The sequence below is a fragment of the Eggerthella sp. AM16-19 genome (assembly GCF_003474385.1).
Taxonomy (GTDB): Bacteria; Actinomycetota; Coriobacteriia; order Coriobacteriales; family Eggerthellaceae; genus Senegalimassilia.
Map to the genome: position 1 here is coordinate 68,656 of NZ_QUCY01000007.1, position 22,624 is coordinate 91,279.

Here is a 22,624-nt window from a genome sequence, read left to right on the forward strand (position 1 = left end):
TTGGAACTACGCCGATGGCCGAAACTTGTTGAAATGGGTAACAACGTTATCGCCAAGCAATCAAACTTGAGATAACGCCTTTCTCAGACGAGAGCATCCCGCCTTCAACACTCACAAGCATCATTCGGAAAGGAGCTGTGCTGTGGCAAAGTACCAGAAACTTCTGGAGCCCCTCAAAATCGGTAACGTGGAGCTGAAAAACCGCTTCGTTATGCTGCCGATGACCATCGAGAAGGTGGACAACTACCATGTCACCGATGACTTGGTGGACTTCTACGAGAAGCGCGCTGAGGGCGGTGTCGGCCTTGTTGAAATCGGTTCCGCATACGTGTGCGACTGCTTCAACACCACGCCGAAGTATCACACCACCACCGGTGCTTGCGGCATCTGGGACGACGAGTTCATCCCCGGTTTCAAGCGCGTTGCCGATGTGTGCCACGCTCATGGCTCCAAGGTCGCCGCTCAGCTGCAGCTCTGCTATGAGTGGCGCGCCACGGGCGACGATCCGCTGCTGTCCTATGCTCCTTCCAAGGACGTCATGAGCGGTCCGTTCGTCGGTATGCCCGAGCGCGAGTACACCAAGGAAGAGATCGCGATCGTGGTCGATCAGTACGGCGCAGCCGCCAAGCGCTGCAAGGATGCCGGCATCGACATCATCGAGATCCACGCAGGCATCGGCTACATGGTCATGCGCTTCCTGTCGAAGTACTCCAACCATCGTACCGACGAGTACGGCGGATCTGCTGAGAACCGCGCTCGCTTCCTGACCGAGATCATCGACAAGATCCATGAGACCTGCGGCGCTGACATGCCGATCCTCATCCGCATCTCCGCCAACGACCTCATGCCTGGCGGCAACCGCATCGAGGATACCCTCGAACTTGTGCCGATCATCGAGAAGCACGGCGTCGATGCATGGTCTGTCCAGGCCGGCTTCCATGAGGCTCCGCGCCCGGTTGCAAATCAGATCGTGCCCGAAGGCGAGTTCATCGATCTGGCCAAGCAAGTCAAGACGGTCACCAACAAGCCCGTCTTCCCCGGCACCCGCATCAACACGCTCGACATGTGCGACAAGGTTGTGAACGAGGGCTACGGCGACGCTGTGGGCATGGGCCGTCAGTTCATCGCCGACCCGGATACCGCCAAGAAGGTTGCCGCCGGTCATCCCGAGCAGGTTCGTCCTTGCATCGTGTGCTCTCGCTGCCTGGACAACATCTTCATCGGCAAGCCGTGCCAGTGCTCCGTCAACGCACATGTGTGGGAGGGCGTCAAGGTCGGCACTCCCGAGCAGCATCCGGCCGAGAAGCAGAAGCACGTGGTCGTCATCGGCGCCGGCCCTGGCGGTTGCGAGGCTGCCCGCGTCGCGGCTATCCGCGGCCACAAGGTCACGCTGATCGACAAGTCCGATCGCGTCGGCGGCCTGCTGAATATGGCTCAGGTCCTCAACGCCAAGATCGAGCCTTTGGTGAAGTACTGGAATGAGGAGATCAAACTTCATCCCAACATCGAGCTGAAGCTCAACACGCCGGTCGATGCTGCGGCTGTGAAGGCCCTCAATCCTGACGAAGTCATCGTTTCCCCTGGTGGCGGCATCATCGCTCTGGATGTGCCCGGCATCAACGGCAAGAACGTCGTTAAGTCCGAGGACATCAAGGCCATGTGCGCCGGCAAGGTTCCTGAGGGCAAGGGCATGCTGTGGAAAGCAGCCGTTGCAGCCATCAAGGCTCAGGGCGGCACCGTCGAGTTCATGCGCTTCGGCCTGAACATGGCATCCGGCCCCACCGCTATCGTTGGCAAGCGCGTCGTGGTCGTCGGCGGCGGCTTCGCCGGCCTGGAGGTTGCCGAGGCCATGTGCGAGAACCGTGAGATCACGGTCATCGAGGAGGCCAAGAAGCTTGGCAACGGCATCGGCATCATCGACAAGAACCCGACCATCAACCTGGTCAAGTCCAAGGGCGTCAAGCTCATGCCGCTGACCAAGCTGGTCGAGGTCACCAAGAAGGGCGCGAAGGTCCAAAACGTCGAGACCGGCGAGACCCAGCTGCTCGAGTGCGACACCGTTCTGACTTCCTTGGGCGTCGAGGCCAATACCGATCTGTACGACCAGATCAAGGCCGTCATCCCCAACACCCACCTCATCGGCGACGCCACCACGCCTGCTGGCAAGGTGCACCGTACGCTCGAGGCTGTCAAAGGCGGCTACGAAGTGGCCATGTCCATCTAAAGCACTTCCCGAGATGCGCGCATACGCAACCATCTCGAAATGTAACAACGGGGCGTCCCGTGCAAACGCTTCGGCGGCGCCCCCTTCATCACTTTTGGTTCAGACACGCGAGTGTTTTGAATACAGGTAGGTAAGTAGTTCCCAGTTAGTTTCCTTAAGGAGGAAAAATGGATTACAGCTACACCCCGGAACAACTTGAGATCAAGCGCGGCATTCGTGAGTGGGGCAAGAAGCACCTCACCGAGGAGGCAATCGCTGCCGGTTACAAGAACCGTGGTATCGCCCCCGAGATCGCTAAGTCCTGGGTTGACGAGGGCTGGGGTCTGTATGGCCTGCCCGAGGAGTACGGTGGAAAGCCGGTTGATCATCAGACGATGGCGATGATCATCGAGGAGCTGAACCACTGCGGCGGCAACATCCCCATGGCTCCCAACCTGCTGATCATGTTCGACATGTGCGAGTTCGGCAACCCCGAGCAGGTCAAGTACGCTATCGATTACTACAAGGAGAACGGCTACCCGCCGTACTGCCTGGCCATCTCCGAGCCCGGCGCCGGCTCCGACAACCAGGGCATGACCACCACCGCCACCAAGGGCGAGGATGGCAAGATCCACATCAACGGCACCAAGACCTGGGTTACCTCTGGTGAGACCGCTGGCGGCTTCATCGTCGTGTGCAAGGACGAGGATCCGGCTCGCGAGAACAAGAACATGTCCATGTATCTGGTTCCCTCCGATGCCAAGGGCGTCACCATCGAGCCGCTGAACAAGATCGGCATGCAGATCATGCCCTTCTCCATGATCCACTTCGACGACGTCGTCGTTGACGAGGACCAGCTGCTCGGCATCAAGGGCAAGGGGTTCTATCAGCTGATGAAGAACTTCGAGTGGGAGCGCTGCGTGCTTCTGGCAGAGCTGCTCGGCGAGGCTCAGGCTGCTATGGAGGATGCTTGCGCTTGGGTTAACGATCGTCAGCAGTTCGGCAAGGGCATCAAGACCTTCCAGCTGGTGCAGGAGCACATCGTCGAGATGCAGATCGAGCTCACCAACACCCGTAACTTCCTGTATCGTACCTGCTGGAAGCTGGACAACGGCATTCCGGTCAACAACGATGCCGCTATGCTGAAGCGCTACGGTGCTCCGGGCCTGACCGACTGCTGCTCCCGCGCTCTGCAACTCATGGGCGGCCTTGGCTTCACCGATGAGACTCGCGTCTCCCGCCTCATGCTCGACTGCCGTGGCTTCCAGATCGGTGGCGGCACCGTCGAGATCATGGTGCACATCTCCGGCCGTGGTATCCTCAAGGAGTACGCAAAGGGCGTCGAGGATCCCGATCATCTGTGGACCCTGTAAAGCCGCGTAAGCTCTCCTGCTTATCGGCTGCGTAAGCTGAACAGCTTGCCAACCTACAAAGACCCTGGTGCGAAAGCGCCGGGGTCTTTTTGCTATACGCGATTGTCCCCTGTTCAGTACATGAAAAAGCCTCCGACGTATAACGCCGGAGGCTTTGCAACCAGTGTGCCGAAGCGTTTGCTTTAGGCGGTTTTCCTCTCGTCGGTTTCGGATTTCTTAAACTTGCCGCGACGGCCGTGGCAGTTCATGCCGATAGCGCGGATGCTGCAGAAATCACGGTTGCGGCAGCGCGTACAGGCGCGTTTCCGGCCGCGTTGCGAGGCATCGTACATGCCGATGACGCCAAGCGTGGCATTCTCGGAATTAAGGGAGCCGTCGTCCTCGCATGCGAATCCCAGGCGCCGTTCGGCTTGCGTGTAGAACAAAAGCTGCGTGTTGGAGTCAAGCGGGAAATCGCCTTCTCCAGCTTGCAGCAGGTTGTCGATATGCAGCCCCAGGGAATGGGCTTCTTCGTTGATCGCATCGGTGATGATCTCCTCCGCGCGTCCTCCCATCGCCTGCAGGCATGCCTCGAACGCAGCGAAATCGTCCGTGTCGTGAACCAAAAGCACGCGCAGCGCCTGGATATTCTCGGTGGTGTCGACGCTTACCGCCACCATGACGCAGTGGTTCGCGCGTCGCATGCGCTCGTATACCGCTTCGCCATGAAGCACGGCCATGGTCCCCACAAGCTTGATCCCGGGCTCGGTATAGTCGGGCGGGAGGGTGCAGATGGCCGGGTTGAAGACCTTGTACACGCCGCGCGGGTGCAAGGATTCGCAGCAGCGCGCTGCAATGGGGGCGATGCGGGAAAGCACTTTGGGATCATCTTTCACCGAGTCGTCGAGAAACGCGGCGACCGTTTGGTCATCTAAAGCATCGATCGTGCAATCGATTTCCTGAATTTGATGAGCTTGGACAGCCATCACTGCCTCTTTCAGTAGAAATGGTCATACGTTATATGGTCTATGGTAACAAGATTGCCCGAATGATATCTGCGTGATTGCAATATATCGGGTATATCTATCGCTTATCTCAACAATATATGGGACAGATGCCGATATATGTGCATGTTTTGAGAGAGTGTCAGAACGTATAATATTCATAGGATTTTAGGGGATCCGACACCAGTTGCGTCGGATATCGATCTGCAACTTCTCTTATTTCATGTGAAATAGCCAGAGCGGAGGGATCGCGATAGTGAAACGAGCACTTACGCCCGGCACGTTCGACCCGATCACAAGCGGGCATATGGACGTCATCACGCGTGCGTCGCGCATCATGGACGAGGTTATCGTTGCGGTTGCCGCATCGGACAAGAAGAAGCCGCTGTTCGATCTTGATGAGCGCGTTTCCCTTGTGAAGCAAGCGGTCTGCCATATCCCCAATGTTCGCGTGGAGCCATTTGACGAACTGCTCGTTGATTTTGCACGCCGCATGGATGCGGAGGTGGTGATCAAGGGGCTTCGGGCCATCACCGATTTCGAATACGAATTTCAGATGACCGCGATGAACTACCAGCTTGACCGGGAGCTTGAGACCACGTTCATCATGTCGCCTCCCCAATACATGTATCTATCCTCATCTATCGTGCGCGAGATCGCCTCGATGGGCGGATCGCTGAATGGCCTTGTTCCGGATTGCGTCAAAGCCGCGCTTCGGAACAAATTCGGCAAGGAATAACGGTTTGTAAGGAGATATGGATGATACCCATAGATATGTCCGATAGAAACTTGGGTATTTTCCTAAGCTAACTACACAAGCTGGAATATGTATCCGTTTTACTCGGTCAATACCTTGGATATGATGGTTTTGAATTGTACGTGCCATTTGTGCTAGCCACATAAGCCATGCAAGGAGGGTGTAATGAACATCGTAGTTTGCGTCAAACAGGTCATGGACACGGAGGCTCTCATCGAGCTCGGTGAAGATGGCAACGTGTTGACCGAAGGCCGTACCCAGATCATCGACCCCTATGGCGAGTTCGCCGTCGAGAAGGCCGTTCAGCTCAAAGAGCAGCTTGGCGGGGAAGTCACCTGCCTGTGCTATGGCGACGATGGTTGCACGTCCGCTATCCGCCATGCGCTGGCCATGGGCGCCGACAAAGCCGTTCTCGTGGAGGATGAGAACTGGCGCGCCGTCGATGCCGCACAGTGCGCCGAGGTGCTTGCCGCATCCTTGAAGGACATGGATGCCGATGCGATCATGGGCGGATGGACGTCCGGCGATACCGCAAGCGCGCAGGTCATGGGCCGAATCTCGGCAATCCTGGGCATTCCCTTCGCCAATATGGTCACAGGCCTTGAGGCAACTGAAGCAGGCGTAAAGGCCACCTGCGAGGTCGACGACGGCTTCGAGGTGTGCGAGTACCAGCTCCCCGTTGTCATCGGAGCGCAGCAGGGTCTGGCCGAGCCCCGTTATCCCTCCGTGCGCGACGTCATGCAGGCGCGTCGCAAGCCCATTGAGCGCAAAGCTGCCGAGGTCTCGACGCAGCCCGTGATCGAGGTTGCGGACCGTGAGTTCAAGGGTGCACGTAGCGGTGGACGCATCGTTGAAGGCGAGACCGTCGCCGATGCGGTTGCGGAAACGGCCCGTCTGCTTCGCAGCGAGGCCAAGGTCCTCTAACGTTTCTCTTTTCATCGATTTTCGTTCATATCAGCGATCAACGAGAGGAAGGTCGTCCTCATGTCCGGTATTTGGGTTTGCATAGAGGCAGGCAACGGTGAGCTTCGCGGTGTCGCCTATGAGATGATCACCGCCGCACGCACGCTTGCCGATGCTTGTAGCCAACAGGTCGGCGCGCTTGTGTGGGGCGAAGGCGCGAAGGACAATGCCGACAAGCTTGGCGCTTGCGGCGCCGACAGCGTTATCGTCATCGAAACGGCTGGTGATGAAGCGGGCCGTCCCGCCGAGGTGAGCGGCGCAGTTGCGCAGCTGGCGCAGGAGCAGTCTCCGAGCGTGGTCTTGTTCGCCGATGGCGCGTTTGCACGCTCCGTTGCGCCTGCGTTGGCCCAGAAGCTCAACGCGGCGTATGTTGGCGATGTCGTCGACGTCGCCTTCGATGGCACCCCCGTCTTCACGCGCCTACCGTATTCCGGCAAGGTCATCGAGCAGGTCCGTCCTGCAAGCGGCGCCGCTACCGCCATCGCCACCATCCGGCCGAAGGCCTTCGAGGCCGCCAAGCCGCAAGAGGGCCGTACCGCCGGCGTCAGCACGTTCGCCGCAACCCCTGAAGCGGCCGCCCGCGTGCTCTGCGACGTCATCCGTTCCGTCTCCGAACGCGTCGATCTTTCCGAAGCGGATATCGTCGTTTCCGGCGGTCGCGGTGTGAAGGGGGCCGAGGGCTTCAAGATCCTCGAGGAACTTGCCGATGTTCTCGGCGCCGCCGTCGGCGCATCCCGTCCGGCGATCGACGAAGGCTGGATCGATGCGCAGTATCAGGTGGGCCAGACCGGCAAAACCGTTGCCCCGTCGCTCTACATCGCGTGCGGTATTTCCGGCTCCATCCAGCATATGGCGGGAATCTCCGCATCCAAATACATCGTCGCCATCAACAAAGACCCCGAGGCCGAGATCTTCGCTCAGGCCGACTACGGCATCGTCGCCGATCTGTTCGAGGCCGTGCCGCTGCTGACGCAGCAGCTTCGCGACATGCTGCAAGCATAAGCGGGCGCGCAAGAGCCAGCATGTGATTCATCGATTGCAACCAAGGAAGGCATTATGGAAGACACCGCAACGCGTGAGGTAATGTGGAACATCGATCATTCCCTTACCTGGGTAATGTATGTGCTCTTCCTGGTTGCGCTCGGTTTCTGCATCTACTTCCTGGTAAAGCGCTGGCGCCTCATGTCCATTGGCGCGCCGGTGGATCGAACGAGCAATTGGAAGGTTCGCGCGAAGGGCATGATCGCCGACGCGCTCTTGCAACTGCGCGTCCTGAAGAAGCCCGGTGCAGGCGTTATGCACCTGGGTATGTACGTCGGCATGATCATCATGCTCATCGCCACGGTTGTCACGGCGGCGCAGTTCGACCTAGGCTTTCAACTCATCTACGGCGATTTCTACCTGTACTTCATGGCGCTTGCCGTCGATCTTGCCGGCTTGGCATTCTGCATCGCCATGGTTGCCTGCATCATCAGGCGCATCGTGAACAAGAAGCTCGATACGAAGCCCGGCGACATCATCGTGCTTGTGCTGTTGCTCGTCATCGGCTTGAGTGGTTTTGTGGTCGAGGGCCTTCGCATCGTCGGCACCGACGACCCGTGGCGCGCATGGTCGCCTATCGGCAGCATGGTTTCCATGCTGTTCGTCAACTTCACCCCCGAGCAAATCTCCCTGGCCCATCAGATCATCTGGTGGAGCCATATGGGCATGGCTTTCGCGCTTATCGCGTACTGGATGTACTCGAAGCTCGTGCACGTGCTGCTCATGCCCGCCGATGTGTGGTGCCGCTCCCTTGAGCCGAAGGGCACGCTTCCCTATATCGACGTCGAGGACGAGAATCTCACCACCATGGGCGTTGGGCAGCTTGAGGACTTCACCTGGAAGGATTTGCTCGATGCCGAGGCCTGCATTCGCTGCGGCCGTTGCGAGGACGTGTGCCCTGCGTTCAACACCGGTAAGGACCTTTCGCCGAAGAACATGGTGCAATCCTTACGCAGCGAGCTTGAGATTCGCGGCCCGATCGTGTGGAGGGCCCAGCACGATGGGGCGCTGCGGGATGAGATGGGTGTGTACATCGCGAAAAGCGGAGAGCCCTATGCGTTCGATGAGCAGCAGCAATCCACCATGGACCGCAAGCTTGTCGGCGATGCGGTGAATACCCAGGCGATATGGGATTGCACAACCTGCGGCGCGTGCATGGCGGCTTGCCCGACGTTGGTCGAGCATGCCCCGAAGATCGTCAAGATGCGCACGTATCAGGTGTCCATGGAAAGTGCGTTTCCCTCCGAGGCCCAGGCCACGTTCCGCAACCTTGAGAACAACGGCAACCCGTGGGGTCTTGGATGGCAGACGCGTTCGAAGTGGACGGAGGGATTGGACGTCCCCACGTTGGCCGAACATCCCGATGCCGAGTATCTGTACTGGCCGGGCTGCTCCGGTGCCTTCGATGCCCGTAGCCGCAAGGTGTCGGTTGCGCTTGTGGGCCTGCTGAAGAAGGCCGGCGTCGATTTCGCCATCCTTGGCAACGAGGAGAAGTGCTGCGGCGATTCGGCTCGTCGTCTTGGTAACGAATTCGTGTACTACATGCTTGCGCAGGAGAACATCGCGACGCTGCAGGCGTATGGCGTGAAGAAGATCATCGTGCAATGCCCTCACTGCATGCAGTCCTTGTCGCGCGACTATCCTCAGCTTGGCGGGCATTTCGAGGTCATCCACCATTCCCAGCTTCTCGCCCAGCTTGTTCGGGAGGGGAAGCTGCAATGCGCTGCGTCAGACGGAAAGAAGGTGGCGGTGCACGATTCCTGCTACCTTGGCCGTTATCAGGACGAATACGAGGCTCCTCGCGCGGTCGTGAGCGCGGCGGGCGGTCAGGTCATCGAGTTCGAGCGCTCACATGAGAAGAGCTTCTGCTGCGGCGCAGGCGGCGGGCGCATGTGGCTTGAAGATGCCTCCGGAAAGCGCATGGGCGACGAGCGCGCAAAACTGGCGCTTGACACCGCATGCGATGAGGTTGCCACGTCGTGCCCCTTCTGTCTGACCATGCTCGGCGATGGCATGGCCGCCTGCGATAGCGAGACGAAGGTTTACGATATCGCGGAACTGTTAGCGCAGGTGCAGTGATCATGGATAAGCCTCGCATTCTCGGAATCACCGACATCCTATCCTCGGGCGCTTGCCTTGAGTATGACGTTCCCCCCAAATTGCTTGATGGCGTTGCCGCGTATCTTGAACGGCGCGATGCCGGCGAGGATGATGCAGCGAAGCCTCGTCTCTCCTCGACCGTCATGCTGCTTCGCGATAAGAACACGGCTTCATCGGGCTTACAGGTGTTCATGCAGCAGCGAGCATCCACGATGGCGTTCGTTCCTGATGCGGTCGTGTTCCCTGGTGGCAGCTTCGACCCGATCGATGATGCGCATGATGTTCCGTGGGAGGGTCCAAGCGTGTCCGAATGGGCTTTGCTGATGGGATGCGATGAGCAAACGGCGCAAAGGGCTCTTGTCACCGCAGCGCGCGAGGTGTTCGAGGAAACGGGGGTGTTGCTCGCTCGGAAGGCGAATGGCGCCGATTTCGAAGACCCCATGAAAAGCCCTGAGCTTCGTCAAGCCAGGGAGCAGCTTTCGGAGCACGCGCTTTCGTTCGGTCAAATGCTTGAGGATATCGGCGGCGTGCTCTGGACGGATCTGCTTCATGCGTGCGCGCATTGGGTCACGCCGCCCAGCGAGCGACGTCGTTACAGCACGTTCTTCTTCCGAGTGCGCATGCCGCAAAGCCAGGTTGCGGACGGGCGTACCACCGAAGCGGTGAAAACGGGCTGGGCGGACCCTTCGTGGCTTTTGGATCAGCACAGGAGCGGAAACCTGTTGATAATGCCGCCAACCGTTTCGAACCTATGCGATTTGGCGGCTTCGGAGAACGTGACGCAAGCATGCGAACGGAACAGCACGATTCACGTGTATCCGTCCCCGGCTCGTAAATCCGATGGCGCATTAGTGTTTAGGAGCGTGATTGGCTGATGGCTGCAGTGAATCGATGGTCCGGCGGGCAGGTCGGCGAGTATGCATACTGCATTCTTGCGAACAACCCTTCGCCGCTTACGTATATCGGCACGAACACGTGGATCGTCGGCGCCCCTGATGCCCCGGCATGCGTGGTGGTCGATCCAGGCCCCGATGACGCCGACCACCTCCAGGAGGTGCTCGATCATGTAGCTAAAGCGGGGAAAAAGGTCGCCGCCATCATCGCCACGCACGGCCATGCTGATCATGCCGGCGGCGCGCATAGCCTGTCGATCTTAAGCGGGGCTCCGGTATTGACGCAAGCCGACGGGCTGCTGCCGGCCGGTCCTTTGAACATCAACGGCATCGGCGTCGACATGGAGGTCGTCTCGCTGCCAGGGCATTCGAGCGATTCGGTCGGCATCTACGTCGCGCAGGGCAAGTTCGTTTTGACGGGCGACACGATCTTCCGGCAAAGCTCGACGATGATCTGCTGGCCGGATGGCGTTTTGGCCGCCTATATGAACAGCCTCGACACGCTTGCTCGTTTCGTTGAGGAAAACGATGTGGAGCTGTTCTTAACCGGGCATGGTCCGTATATCGAGGACCCCGCAGACCGTATCATCCGTGCGCGTGCACATCGCATGATGCGCTTGAGCCAGGTTGTTTCCGCGGTGCGTTCCGGTATTCCCGCCCGCGTCGACGTGCTGGTGGAAACCCTGTACAACGACGTGGATTCCAGCCTTATGCAAGGCGCGCGTCGTAGCGTCAACGCACAACTGAGGTTTGCCTACGATACAGGTTTGCTTGAGGAACACTGACAGGATGAGGAGGGCTCGTGCTCGTTCGCCCGCAGATGGCACGAGCCCTTTTTCATCTGACGATACGCACATACATCTCAACTGCACGCGTTACGAAAGGAGAAGACACATGGCGCTACTGTACACGGAGGAGCAAAGAGAGCTCATCAAAGCCGTTCACGATGTGGCCGAGAATCAGATCAAGCCGCACGTTGCCGCAGCGGATGAGGCGGGCAAGACCCCTGACGAGCTTTGGAAGTACGGCTTCGACCTCGGTCTGCATCTTGTTGAGATCCCCGAGGAGTTCGGCGGCCTTGGCCTTGACTACGAAACCTGCGCCATGATGTTCGAGGAGCTTGCAAAGGTCGATGCCGCATACGCCGACACCTTCGTGACGAACTTCGTCGCATTCCGCAACATCCACCTGAAGGGCACGTCCGAGCAGGCTCAGCACTTCGTCGATATGACCATCGACAACGGTTTCGCCGCCTTCTGCCTTACCGAGGCCAATGCTGGATCCGATGTTGCCGGCATGAAGTCCACTGCCGTGCTTGATGGCGATGAGTACGTGCTCAACGGCACCAAGACCTTCATCACGAACGGCTCCATCGCATCCATCTATGTCATATTCGCCAAGACCGACCCCGAGGCGCGCGGTCATGGCATCACGGCGTTTTTGGTAGACCGAGACACGCCCGGTTTGTCCGCCGGCGCTCATGAGAACAAGATGGGCTTCAGGCTTTCGGACACCACCGAGGTCATCATGGACAACGTTCGCGTTCCGAAAAGTGCGGTCATCGGCCAGCCTGGGGAGGGCATGAGCATCGCTCTGAACGCCTTGAACCTCTCTCGCGCCTTCATTTCCACGTTGGGCGTCGGCATCATGCAGCGCGCGCTCGATGAGGCGGTGGTCTACGCTCAGCAGCGCAAGCAGTTCGGCAAGCGCCTCATCGATTTCCAGATGGTGCAGTCCCTGCTCGCCGATATGGCCATCAAAACCGAGGCATCCCGCGTTATGGTGAACAACTGCATGCGTTTGATGGACCAGGGCGATTTGGTCCGCGGCGAGGGCGCCATCGTGAAGACGTTCGTCACCGATGCCATGCAGGAAGTCACCTCCAACGCCGTTCAGGTGTTCGGCGGCTACGGCTTCAGCAAGGATTACCCTGTTGAGAAGCTCATGCGCGATGCGAAGGTGTTCCAGATCTTCGAGGGCACTAATCAAATCCAGCGCATGACCATCGCGAAGAACCTGGATACGGAATATCGTCAGGGTTAATCGTTCGATATAAGATTGTTGCTTAGGCGCCGGTTTTTGCCGGCGCTATTTTTTGTTGCCGATACAAAAGAAGGACCGCATGTGCGGTCCTTCTTTGGAGTGATTTCCGGTCAGGCGTTATTTCGGATCGTTGGCCATGCGCTCCTTGAGGATTTCGGCAAGCTCGAAACGCTTCACCTTGCCCATGGGGGTCTTGGGGATCTCGGGGATGTACTCGACGCGCTCGGGCCACAGGCGCTTCTGAACGTGCTGAGACTCCAGGTAATCCGTGATCTCCTTCAGCGTGGGCTCGTGCTCATCGCGGGCGACGGCGAACGTGCAGATACGCTCTCCAAGGCGCTCGTCGGGCATGCCGATGGTGGCCGTCTCAAGAAGCCCAGGGCACTCTACCAGGTCGTCGTCGATCTCGCGAGCGCTCAGGTTCTCGCCGCCGCGGATGATGATCTCCTTCTTGCGGCCGTTGATGCGCAGGCGGCCCTCCTCGTCGATGAAGCCAAGGTCGCCGCTGTGGAACCAGCCGTCATCGTCAAGCGCGCGATCGGTGCGCTCGGGCTCGTCCAGATAGCCTACGAACAGATGCGGACCGGTAGAAATCTCTTCGCCCTGCACGCCAGCCGGCACCTCGTTGCCGTTATCATCGATACACTTGATCTCGATGCCGGGGTAGGGGACGCCGGACCAGTCGCCTTTCCATTCCACGCACATGTCGATCGGCACGAAGACATGCGGGCAGCTTTCCGTGGAGCCATACACCTCGCACAGGTCCACGCCATGCCTTTTCGCGCATTTCACCAGGCGCGCCGGCACCGGGGCGCCGCCGCACAGCCACAGGTTGAGCGTCTCAAGCTGTGGGCCGTTGTCGTATTCGATGCACTTCAGGATGTCGTAGATAAACGGGGTGGAGGCCATGGTCCAGGTGCATCCCTTGCGGTTCATGAGCTCGATGGCCTCGCGCGGGGAGAACTGCTGCATCAAAACGCTGCGCCCGCCGGTCAGCATCGGGGCGATGAGACCATGCCAGAAGCCGACAGCATGATTGAGCGGCGAGCAGTCGAACATGACATCGTCGGGACCGCGATGAGCCTCCTGAGCGAAGATACGCTCGGAGTACAGCATGTTGTTATGGGTCAGCAGGGCTGCCTTGGGCTTGCCCGTGGTGCCCGAGGTCGATAGGATGACCACCACTTCGTCGGAGGAAACCTCCGGCTTTTCCTGGAGCGGCTCGTGGGTTTCGCAGATCGTCGACAGGGAGATGGTGCCGTAACGTGCGGGCTCGAACTTATCGCAGACGGCGATCGCCTTGACGCTGGGGCATTCCTTCATGATGTCGATGGCTTGCTGCTCGTAATCCGTGTGATGGAAATACGTCGGGCAGATGAACGCCTTGGCGTGGACAAGGCTCATGATGTAGGTCAAATCCGCGTCATTGTAATTCTTGGGCACGGGGTGGATCACGGCGCCCACTTTGAGAATGGCAACATAGGCTACGGTGAACTCGGCCCAGTTCGGGAACTGGATGGTGACGACATCGCCCACCTCGATGCCGATCTCCTTAAGCCAGGATGCCAAGCGCGATGCCTTGTCATCTACTTCCGCATACGTGTAGCGACGCCCTTGATCGTCTGCGACGTATTCGCGTTCACCGTAGTTCTTGACCGCATTGTCCCATGCGTCAAGAACGGTATCTTTCCCCCAATACCCCTTCTCGTAATACATTTGCTTGCGTTGCTCGTTGATTTTCAGGCCTGTGATCATGCTGCTCAATCCTTCCTCGTTACCTCGAAAAAAGTGCATGAACTACCTAGCCGCGACCCCTCTGCGGCCTTTACAAACAAAATCAAATTGGAACAGGGCAAGGCATCGCCGTTTTGACACCCAGGCAATGGCGATGCCTTGCAGAAGCGCTTTAGTCCAAATACCCCAATTGCGCCTTCAGACGCTGGCATTCGCGCGCGATGGTGATGCGCTGCACGGTCGGGGCTCCTTCTTCGAGCCACAGTGCGCGGCAGTCGCGATATAAACGCTCGGTCGGCCCATACGGGGATTTTTCGAAGTACCCGTCGCCGCCGAAGATCTCAAGCATCTCATCCGAGCAGGTTTTCACCGCTTGGATGGAGTTCAGTTTGCAGATGGCCGCCTTCTCGTCGACGTAGTCGTTGTGCGGGTCGACGTCGAAGTCGCGTGCGAAGTCGTACACCAGGCAACGCAGCGCGTGCGTGGCGGCCGCCATATCGGCGATCTTCATCTTGATGGCCTGGCGTGTTGCGATCGGCTTGCCGAACGTGATGCGGTCATTGGCGCGCGCGATGCTCATCTCGAGCATGCGTTGGCACATGCCCAGATTCGATGCGGCGATGTGCACGCGGGAGATGGACAGGGAGTGGATGGCCACTTCCATGCCCTGGCCTTCGTGGCCGAGCAGGTATTTCGGGTCAAGTCGAACATCGGTGAACTTCAGGCCGGCGTGTCCGGCTCCGCGGCAGCCCATCATGTGCGGCATCTCGACCAGCTCGAATCCCGGCGCATCCATAGGAACCAGGAATGCGGAAAGGCGGGAATCCTTATCGTCGGTCGGGTCGGTGACCGCGATCACGTATGCATATTGGGAGCAATCGGTGTGGGAGATAAGCCACTTCTCGCCGTTGAGGATATAAGATCCGTCTTCTTGGCGAATGGCGGTGGAATGGACATCGGCGCCGGTGCCGCCCGTCTTCTCCGTCAAGGCGAAGCAGGTGAAGACGCTCTTGTCCTGGAACTTGTCCATGAGCTCGGCCTTCACCTCAGGAGTTCCGTACTCGTTGAGGATGCGCCAGTTCAGGTCGGCGGCGTAATGAAGGTGCATGCGCATGCCGCCAGGACCGCGGCTGAACTCCTCTTGCACCTTCAGGATCTCCAGTTCGCTCAAATCCCAGCCGCCGTACTCGGAAGGAAGCGCGAAGCGATACAGATCATTCTCGCGAGCCAAATCGAAGAAACGCTGCGGGAAGACGTTGGTCTGCTCGACTTCCTCCTGCATTTCCTCGAACGGGCCCTCCGCAAGCGTTCGGACCTTGGTAAGGAACTCAGCAAACTGCTCGTCGCTGATCTTTGCATTTGGGTTCATGCGCATGCCCCTATCGATGTATATCTTTAGAACGTAGCATGTGCGTTTACGGTAATCTCACCTAGCACATCTTTCGCGTTCCCCTTGCTGACATACATGATAGCGAGCGAAATCGACCTTGTGCGGCTTGAACCCATTGACGTTTTCTGGCGCAATCTGCCCATCGATAGGTTGCATCTATCGAATTCCGGAATCCGTTCACCAGATTCCAGGATGTGTGAGGTAATGGGCACAAAATCGAAATATTGTCCGTATGAATACCTTTCAAAAGGCGGCATTCTGTATCTAGTCCACAGGACAGTTACGAAGTCTGGGACAAACTTTCAAAGCTTGAGTAAATCAAGAAAGGGGTCGCCATGAGCGTCTATCAGGAAAGCTATCATCTGCCCGAGTTTACCTACGAGTATGAGAAGCTGAAGATCGACAAGCGTGGTCCGGTTTACGTTTGCGCATTCGACGATGCACAGAACCTCAACGCCATGTCCTATCAGCAGATGGCTGAGTTCAACGACTTTTTGATCAAGGTCCGCATGGACAAGGATTGCCGCGTCATCGTCCTGACCGGCGAGGGCCGCTCCTTCTGCGCTGGCTTCAACCTGAACGACCTGGCTCTGGAGCCGCCTGAGGACATGGGCCGCATCCAGCGTGACTTCTACATCATGCAGCGTATGTGCTCCGACCAGATTGTGAACATGCGTCGCTGCGAGCAGCCGATCATCGGTGCTCTGAAGGGCTACGCCGTCGGCGGTGGCCTGTCCATCTCCTGCGCTTGCGACCTGCGCGTCCTGGGTGAGTCCTACAAGATGAACGCCGGCTACCTGTCCATCGGCTACACCGGCACCGACATGGGCGGCGCCTTCTTCCTGCCCAAGATCGTCGGCTACGCTCGTGCCGCCGAGATTCTCATGAACCCTGCCCGTCATGACGCTCAGCAGCTGCTCGACTGGGGCTTCGCGAACCGCGTTGTCGCCGACGACGACGTGCTCGAGACCGCAGTCGCCATGGCTGAGGACATGTGCAAGCAGACCGCTCCGTTCGGCCTGCGCCTGACCAAGGAGTGCCTGCAGACTTCCCTCGACGGCACCAGCTTCGAGAACGTCATCAAGATGGAGAACCGCAACCAGGTTCTGGCCTCCAACACCAACGACGGCATCATGGGCACCCTCAAGATGAACCCGCACAACAAGCAGGACGTCAAGGACAACCCGGACAAGTACGCGTTCCACAACATGTAAGTCACTGCTCTTGTGACGTGGTGCCCTCGATCGATTGCGGTCGAGGGCACTTTTTGCTATAGGGGTACAGGGGGCGCGGTCGCACGAATCCGGCTCGGTCGGAGGCGCCGATGCGGCTGCAGGGTCACGTAAGCGATTAGGAGACGAGAATGAACATTCTGGCCATCAACGGTAGCCATCGTGCCGGAAAAGGCACTGCAGCGCTTTTGAGCGCCGTTTTGGAGACTGCCGGACATCAAGGTGCCACATGCGAGCTCATCGAGCTGTCGCATCTTGATATCCGCTTCTGCTGCGGTTGCAACAAATGCTTGGGTTCCAATCGCTGCACCATCCATGACGACATGGATATGCTCTACGACAAGATGATGCATGCTGACGGCATCGTTTTGGGTTCGCCGGTGTATTTCGGCAGCGTATCCGCGCGCATGAAGAACTTCATGGACCGCACCCGTCCTTTGCATATGGTCGACAACGCCCTTGCCGGCAAAGTTGGCGGCATGGTCACGTGCTCGGGCTTGCCCGATTGCGGCTGCCAAGGCGCTCTTGCGGCGATGGATCATTTCTTCGCCACGCATGAGATGCTCGTGGTCCATCCGCGTCCGCTCGGCCCGGTCATCGGCGACGGCGTTGCGGCAACGCAGCTTGCCCGTTTCAACGAGGCGGGCGATCCGGAGTGGCGTAGCATCGAAGACGATCAGAACGCCTTCAAGTGCGCTCGTCGCCTCGGTCACGACATGTTCAACCTCATCGCCCGCTTATCCTAAGCGCATTCAACGCATCGTATGCAACGGCGGTCGCTTTCCCGGTGACCGCCGCTTTATTTTGCGTCGATACATGCCTGCATCCTGCTGTTGAATCGGCGATGGATTTTAGCATATGAGCCGTTTGCCGTCTTTGCATCGGCATCGACGATCGGTTGCTACGTAAAAGCGCTGCGGAAATGGCAGACAAGCGCCAGACGATGCATAGATGGCTGATATCGCGGACATATAGGACGGAGACTTATCTTTCCGGTCTGATGAGCTGCTCTCGTTCGTGATCGAGTGGGAAGGGACATCGCGTTCATCGTGCCGGCCCATGCGCGTTGGGCAGCCCTCTGCGCCATCGTGCGGTTGCGCGTGCTCTGGTTGGTCCTCCGGCTGCCGTAGCACTGAGTGGGGTGGCATCGCAATGCGGTACCTATATATAAAGAGAAACGCCCGCAACGTTTTGTTGCGGGTGTTTCGAAAAGAACGCTTGAAAGGAGATTGGGATTTACCAGTTGCAGGCAGCTTCTCCCTTGACCTGACGCTCGGACTTGAAGATGGTGTCCGGCACTTCCTTGCCATGCCAGCACTTGATAGCGCCGTCCTCTTCAGCCTTGGCAATCTGCTCATCGGTGTAACCGAGCTTCTCCATGATCTCGGTGGTGTGGTAGCCGATGGGCTTGGACAGGATGATCGGTGGATCGCCATACTCGCGGAAGCGCAGGGGGCTCATCGGCAGGGCCTTCTTGCCATAGCCCTCGTACTCGACCCAACGCAGGGAGTCGTTGTCGTAGGCTTCCTGGTCTTTGACCACGTCGGTGTAGCGGAAGCACTTCTGATGGGGAACCTCATGCTCGCGCAGGATTTCGTCCCACTCGTCGAAGGTCTTGGTCGAGAAACCGGCCTCGAGCCAGCTGATGACCTCAGGCTGCTTTTCGGAAGCCTTCAGTGCGGGCAGGTTGCAGGTGTCGGGCTGGTCGACGTGCTCGGCATTGCCGGTGATCTCCATCATCATGTTGTAGTACTTGTCGTACTGCGGCATGCAGATGAGCATCCACTTACCGTCCTTGGTGCGGTACGTGTTGTTGAACGGGTTGGGCACGTGCTTACGCGACTTCGGGTACGGTGCACCGAACTGCGTGGCCATGATGCCGATGTTGCCGCCCCAGATGGCAGCGCCGTACAGGTTGCAGGTGACCTTGTCGCCCTTGCCGGTGCGGGTGCGGTTGAACAGAGCAGCCAGAATACCGCCGGCCATGATGGAAGCGGCGTTGTAGTCGCCGAAAGCCTGCGGCGGGATTGCAGGGGATTCGCCATCCTCGCGGAAGCAGTTGGCAACGCCGCCACGAGCAGCCCAACACACGGCGTCGAAGCCGGGGGTGTTGGCCTCTTCGCCGAACTCGCCGTAGCCACGCAGCTGAGCCCAAATCAGGGACGGATACTTGGCAGCCAGGGCGTCGTAGTCCAGACCCAGCTTGACAAGCGCCTTATCGCGCAGGTTGCAGACGAAGACATCGGCCTTGGAGAGCAGCTTGTCCATAACCTCGAAGCCCTCTTCGCTCTTAAGGTTAAGGGCGATCCAGTTCTTGTTGGTGTTGTTTAAGTCGATCGTGGGGTCTTCGGTTTCGTTCTGCTCGCAGCCAAAGCCCGGGCCCTGGGTACGCTGGGCATCGCCGTGCAGCGGCTCGACCTTCATGATTTCAGCACCCATTTCGGACAGGATACGAACGGTTGCGGGAGCTGCAACCCACTCGCACAGTTCGACGACCTTCACGCCGTTCAGAGGGCCATAACCGTTAAGTTTCTCGCTTACCAGCATTATGAGGCGCTCCTTTCATTTTCGTTTCGGGTGGTTCTTGCGTTTGCAGAATTAATATTTACAGGTAAATGCGCCTAGTTCTATGGACAATAATTCAATATTGTGTGATTGCCTATAAGAAATGTTCGGTAAAACATAGGTAAGCTTTTGCAAAACCTCTATTTATGTGGGACAAACCACTTTATATGTTTCCGCATTTGTGGCGTTATGTGGCCAAGATGACGAAAATGGGTGGAGATACTTTGGAAAGCTTGCCGAATGTTCATCGGTTTGGTCGAAAACGGGATATTGGCCGTCAGGGCTATTACGACTCGCTGGTATATTGAGTGCATAAGTTGGTATGCATTGCGTCTATGTCCGAGAGCACAAGGGGGGTTCGCGGTGGATTTCAATCTTTCGTCCGATCAAAAGAAGCTTGTAGCTGCTTTTCGTGCATTCGGCACGGAAACGTTTACGCCCGATCACGTTTCGCAGTGGTGCAGAGACCAGGGATTGCCCGACGACGTCATGAAGCGTTTTGCCGATACCTATTTCAAGAGCGTCGATAAACGGCTTTCATTCGTGGCTGGGCATACGCTCCTCGATCAGGCGCTTATCATCGAGGAGCTGTCCCGATGCGCTGGCGCCACCCTGCCATTTCAAAATGATCTGTTCAATCTGCAGATCGTCGATGCCCTTTCCGCCGCGGGCAACCTCGATCCCGTCCTCGACGAGTATCGATCGACGGGTCGCCTTATGTTCGCGCTCGCCATTTCCGAGCCGGAGGGCGGTTCGGATGTCATGTCCATGAAGACCAACACGAAAACCCTTGATGGGAAGATCGTCTTGAACGGTCGCAAGTCCTACGTCAACAACGGCGAATATGCTCCGTACATCGTCGTCGCTGCCATTGACGCCGATGCTGAGAGCGATGATCCGTATCCGGCGCTTGCATTGTGGCTGGTGCCTCGAAACTTGAAGGGCATCGCCGCGGTCCCCATCGACAAGATCGGGCAAGATATGCTTCCCTTCGCGTCCTTGTCGTTTCAGGACGTCGAGCTGAAGCCCGAATACCGCATCTCGTCCGATCAAGGTGATTTCAGGCGCTTGTTCCAAATGCTTGAATATGGTCGCGTGCTGCTGTGCGCATCGTCGCTTGGCATGGCGCAAGCCGCGATGGAGGATGCCTGTGCGCATGCGCGCTCTCGCAAGGCATTCGGCGTGCAGGTCGGTCGTTTCCAGCAGATCGAGACCATGTTGACTGATATGGAGCTGCGTCTGACCAATATGCGCGCAATCTTGTACCGTGCCGCATGGGCTGTCGACGAGGGCGATCCCGATCGACGATTGGCCGTGTCCCTCATGAAGCGATACATCCCTAAAACCGCTGTGGAGGTGGCCTCGGACGGTATGCAGATCCTCGGCGGTCTGGGCTATACGGAAAGCTCTCGCACGTGTCGTGTTTGGCGCGACTGCCGAGGCAACCAGATCGCAGAGGGCACCGATCAGATCATGGTGTACATCGCCGCACCTTTGATTGCCGAGAAATACCGCGATTTTTAAAAAATGTCCCATCACGTAATTGCCGAATCAGCAATTGTGCCCGCAAAAGTCTCTTTTATCGATTTCTATAGGCTATAGGTGATTCTGATATATACACATATCTCATATACTGACCACTTTAATTCTACGAAACCGGATAAATGAGTGAGTTCTGTCCGTATCTTCCGTAGGTTTTGTGATGTACAAAGTACTTGGATAAGCGGAAGGGTGCTTATCCGGTTCATCACATCAGGGGTTCTAGGTATGCGTTTTGCGAAGGAAAACCTACGACAAGGAGGTATGTTTTGGCACAATCGACGAAAGAGAAGATGAGCATGCGCCATCTTCTCGTGGTGCTCACGGGCATCATGATCACCTTCGGCTGCTCCGCACTGTGCTTTTCCACGTGGGGTCTGTTCCAGCCGGTAGTTGCCGAGGGGCTTGGCGTTGAGAAGACCGCATTTGCAATGTATGTCACCGTTATGTACCTGACGATGACGGTTGCATCTCCGTTCGCTGGCAAGCTCTTGCAGTCCATGGATGCGCGCGTCATCCTTTCCGGTTCCGCCATCTTGGTGGTTGCGGCGTTTTTGCTCATGAGCATCGCGAACACCATCGTCTTGTTCTACGTGGCAGCGATTATGCTGGGCCTTGGCGAAATCACGCTTCTGTGGCTTGCCGTTCCTACGCTGATCAACCGTTGGTTTGCCGATCGCGCGGGCTTCTTCATCGGCCTGTGCATGGCGTTCACCGGCATCGGCGGTGCCATCTGGTCCGCCGTGTTCACCGCGCTGCGTGCCGATGGCATGGACTTCCACACCATCTATCTGATCTGGGCCGTTATCGCCGCCGTGACTTCTCTGCCGTTCACGCTGCTGTGCGTGCGCAGCAAGCCTGAGGATTGCGGCCTGCAGCCCTATGGCGCCGCTGCCGCCGCTGCCGCTGCCGGCGCTGCCCCGAAGGCTTCCGGCCTGTCCGCTTCCCGTGCGATGAAGACCCCGACGTTTTACGCCGTGTGCGTGTTCGCCGGCATCATCAACATCGCAATCCTGATCGCCATGCAGTTCCCGAGCTACACCAAGACCCTGACGAGCGCTCCGTTCGACGTGGCCGTCGTCGGCGGTCTCATGACCACGGTCATGATGGTCGGTCAGGCTCTGTTCAAGGTCATCCTCGGCGGTGCTGCCGACAAGAGCGCGAAGGGCGCTTTGATCTTCGCCTTCTGCGCTGGCGTTGCCGGTATCCTGCTGTGCTGGTTCGGCGCAGGCACCGAGCTCATGCTCTACGCTGGCGCCTTCATCTTCGGCGGCTGCTACGCCACGGCCGTGGTTCTGGTCCCCGTTGTGGTTCGCCAGTCCTTCGGTTCCCGCGAGTACTCTCTGATTTACTCCCGCGTTTCCACCGTGTTCAACCTGATCGCGGCATTCGCTTCCATGATTTGGGCTTGGGTTCAGACATCCTTCGGCTTCAACGTCGTGTTCATCACCGGCCTGATCATGCTGGTCGTCATCCTGCTGCTCGGCCTGTACGTTATGCAGAGCGCTAAGAAGTACAAGTCTGAGTGGACTACTGATTAAGGGCTTCCTACAAAGAGCTTACTCTAGAACCTAGTACGAAGACGGCTCCGCAAGGGGTCGTCTTCGTATGTTCGGCCTTGAAAACCGGCAAGAACCACCGTAAGCTTTTTCCGCTGTAAGGGGTTTACTTTGGCTTGATTTTTCATTTCAATCGCAACGGTCCCGAAAAGGTAGTGGCCCACGGCCCTCGGTAGAATGGTGTTTGCCTAGAACATCATACGAAAGAGACCAGCTATGAGTAGTCAAGACCCGTAAGACAAGTTTTCT

17 protein-coding genes are annotated in these 22,624 nt (G+C 58.0%); 13 read left to right on the top strand and 4 right to left on the bottom strand.

Annotated elements, in window-relative coordinates; genetic code table 11:
• Positions 1-142 precede the first annotated feature (142 nt).
• Both DW178_RS04165 and DW178_RS04170 read left to right on the top strand, forming a co-directional pair.
• Positions 143-2,224 (top strand): oxidoreductase, encoded by a 2,082-nt coding sequence (locus DW178_RS04165; protein WP_118349820.1) that lies wholly within the window; start codon positions 143-145, stop codon positions 2,222-2,224.
• A 167-nt stretch (positions 2,225-2,391) separates the two neighbouring features.
• Positions 2,392-3,576 carry an acyl-CoA dehydrogenase family protein gene (locus tag DW178_RS04170; RefSeq protein WP_118349821.1) on the top strand — a complete coding sequence of 395 codons (1,185 nt, stop codon included), beginning with the start codon at positions 2,392-2,394 and terminating at the stop codon, positions 3,574-3,576.
• Positions 3,577-3,758: 182 nt separating this feature from the next.
• On the opposite strand, the gene DW178_RS04175 is transcribed toward DW178_RS04170, so the two are convergent.
• The gene (locus DW178_RS04175; protein ID WP_118349822.1) at positions 3,759-4,541 is read right to left on the bottom strand and encodes a phage tail protein; all 783 of its coding nucleotides are present in this window, start codon (positions 4,539-4,541) and stop codon (positions 3,759-3,761) included.
• Positions 4,542-4,815: 274 nt separating this feature from the next.
• Between DW178_RS04175 and coaD the strand changes: the two genes are divergently transcribed.
• From coaD to DW178_RS04210, 7 genes are all read left to right on the top strand, one after another.
• On the top strand, positions 4,816-5,298 hold the full coding sequence (gene coaD / locus DW178_RS04180; protein WP_118349823.1) for a pantetheine-phosphate adenylyltransferase: 483 nt from the start codon (positions 4,816-4,818) through the stop codon (positions 5,296-5,298).
• A gap of 183 nt (positions 5,299-5,481) precedes the next feature.
• Positions 5,482-6,240, top strand: coding sequence for an electron transfer flavoprotein subunit beta/FixA family protein (locus tag DW178_RS04185; RefSeq protein WP_118349824.1), 759 nt, complete (start codon positions 5,482-5,484; stop codon positions 6,238-6,240).
• Positions 6,241-6,300: 60 nt separating this feature from the next.
• Positions 6,301-7,281: an electron transfer flavoprotein subunit alpha/FixB family protein gene (locus tag DW178_RS04190; RefSeq protein WP_118349825.1), complete on the top strand. Its 981-nt coding sequence runs from the start codon at positions 6,301-6,303 to the stop codon at positions 7,279-7,281.
• Between the two features lie 54 nt (positions 7,282-7,335).
• Complete coding sequence (locus tag DW178_RS04195; protein ID WP_118349826.1) at positions 7,336-9,399, top strand: heterodisulfide reductase-related iron-sulfur binding cluster; 2,064 nt, start codon at positions 7,336-7,338, stop codon at positions 9,397-9,399.
• Positions 9,400-9,401: 2 nt separating this feature from the next.
• Positions 9,402-10,295, top strand: coding sequence for an NUDIX hydrolase (locus DW178_RS04200; RefSeq protein WP_118349827.1), 894 nt, complete (start codon positions 9,402-9,404; stop codon positions 10,293-10,295).
• Positions 10,295-11,098 carry an MBL fold metallo-hydrolase gene (locus DW178_RS04205; RefSeq protein WP_118349828.1) on the top strand — a complete coding sequence of 268 codons (804 nt, stop codon included), beginning with the start codon at positions 10,295-10,297 and terminating at the stop codon, positions 11,096-11,098. The genes DW178_RS04200 and DW178_RS04205 overlap by 1 nt, the downstream gene beginning before the upstream one ends.
• 109 nt (positions 11,099-11,207) lie before the next feature.
• Positions 11,208-12,356 carry an acyl-CoA dehydrogenase family protein gene (locus DW178_RS04210; protein WP_118349829.1) on the top strand — a complete coding sequence of 383 codons (1,149 nt, stop codon included), beginning with the start codon at positions 11,208-11,210 and terminating at the stop codon, positions 12,354-12,356.
• Between the two features lie 117 nt (positions 12,357-12,473).
• Here the strand turns inward: DW178_RS04210 and fadK are convergent, their stop codons facing one another.
• Complete coding sequence (gene fadK, locus DW178_RS04215) at positions 12,474-14,111, bottom strand: medium-chain fatty-acid--CoA ligase (protein WP_118349830.1); 1,638 nt, start codon at positions 14,109-14,111, stop codon at positions 12,474-12,476.
• A gap of 151 nt (positions 14,112-14,262) precedes the next feature.
• Positions 14,263-15,459: an acyl-CoA dehydrogenase family protein gene (locus DW178_RS04220; protein ID WP_118349831.1), complete on the bottom strand. Its 1,197-nt coding sequence runs from the start codon at positions 15,457-15,459 to the stop codon at positions 14,263-14,265.
• A gap of 356 nt (positions 15,460-15,815) precedes the next feature.
• Here DW178_RS04220 and DW178_RS04225 point away from each other — a divergent pair, with 356 nt between their 5' ends.
• A complete protein-coding gene (locus DW178_RS04225) occupies positions 15,816-16,694 on the top strand; it encodes an enoyl-CoA hydratase/isomerase family protein (protein WP_118349832.1) in 879 nt (292 codons plus the stop codon).
• A gap of 149 nt (positions 16,695-16,843) precedes the next feature.
• Entirely contained in the window at positions 16,844-17,458 is a 615-nt protein-coding gene (locus DW178_RS04230; protein ID WP_118349833.1) for a flavodoxin family protein, read from the top strand.
• Positions 17,459-17,948: 490 nt separating this feature from the next.
• Here DW178_RS04230 and DW178_RS04235 read toward each other — a convergent pair whose 3' ends face one another.
• Positions 17,949-19,259: a CaiB/BaiF CoA transferase family protein gene (locus DW178_RS04235; protein ID WP_118349834.1), complete on the bottom strand. Its 1,311-nt coding sequence runs from the start codon at positions 19,257-19,259 to the stop codon at positions 17,949-17,951.
• A gap of 381 nt (positions 19,260-19,640) precedes the next feature.
• On the opposite strand from DW178_RS04235, the gene DW178_RS04240 reads away from it, so the two are divergent.
• Positions 19,641-20,801: an acyl-CoA dehydrogenase family protein gene (locus DW178_RS04240; protein WP_118349835.1), complete on the top strand. Its 1,161-nt coding sequence runs from the start codon at positions 19,641-19,643 to the stop codon at positions 20,799-20,801.
• Positions 20,802-21,085: 284 nt separating this feature from the next.
• Complete coding sequence (locus DW178_RS04245) at positions 21,086-22,357, top strand: MFS transporter (RefSeq protein WP_286168504.1); 1,272 nt, start codon at positions 21,086-21,088, stop codon at positions 22,355-22,357.
• The last annotated feature ends 267 nt before the right edge of the window (positions 22,358-22,624 follow it).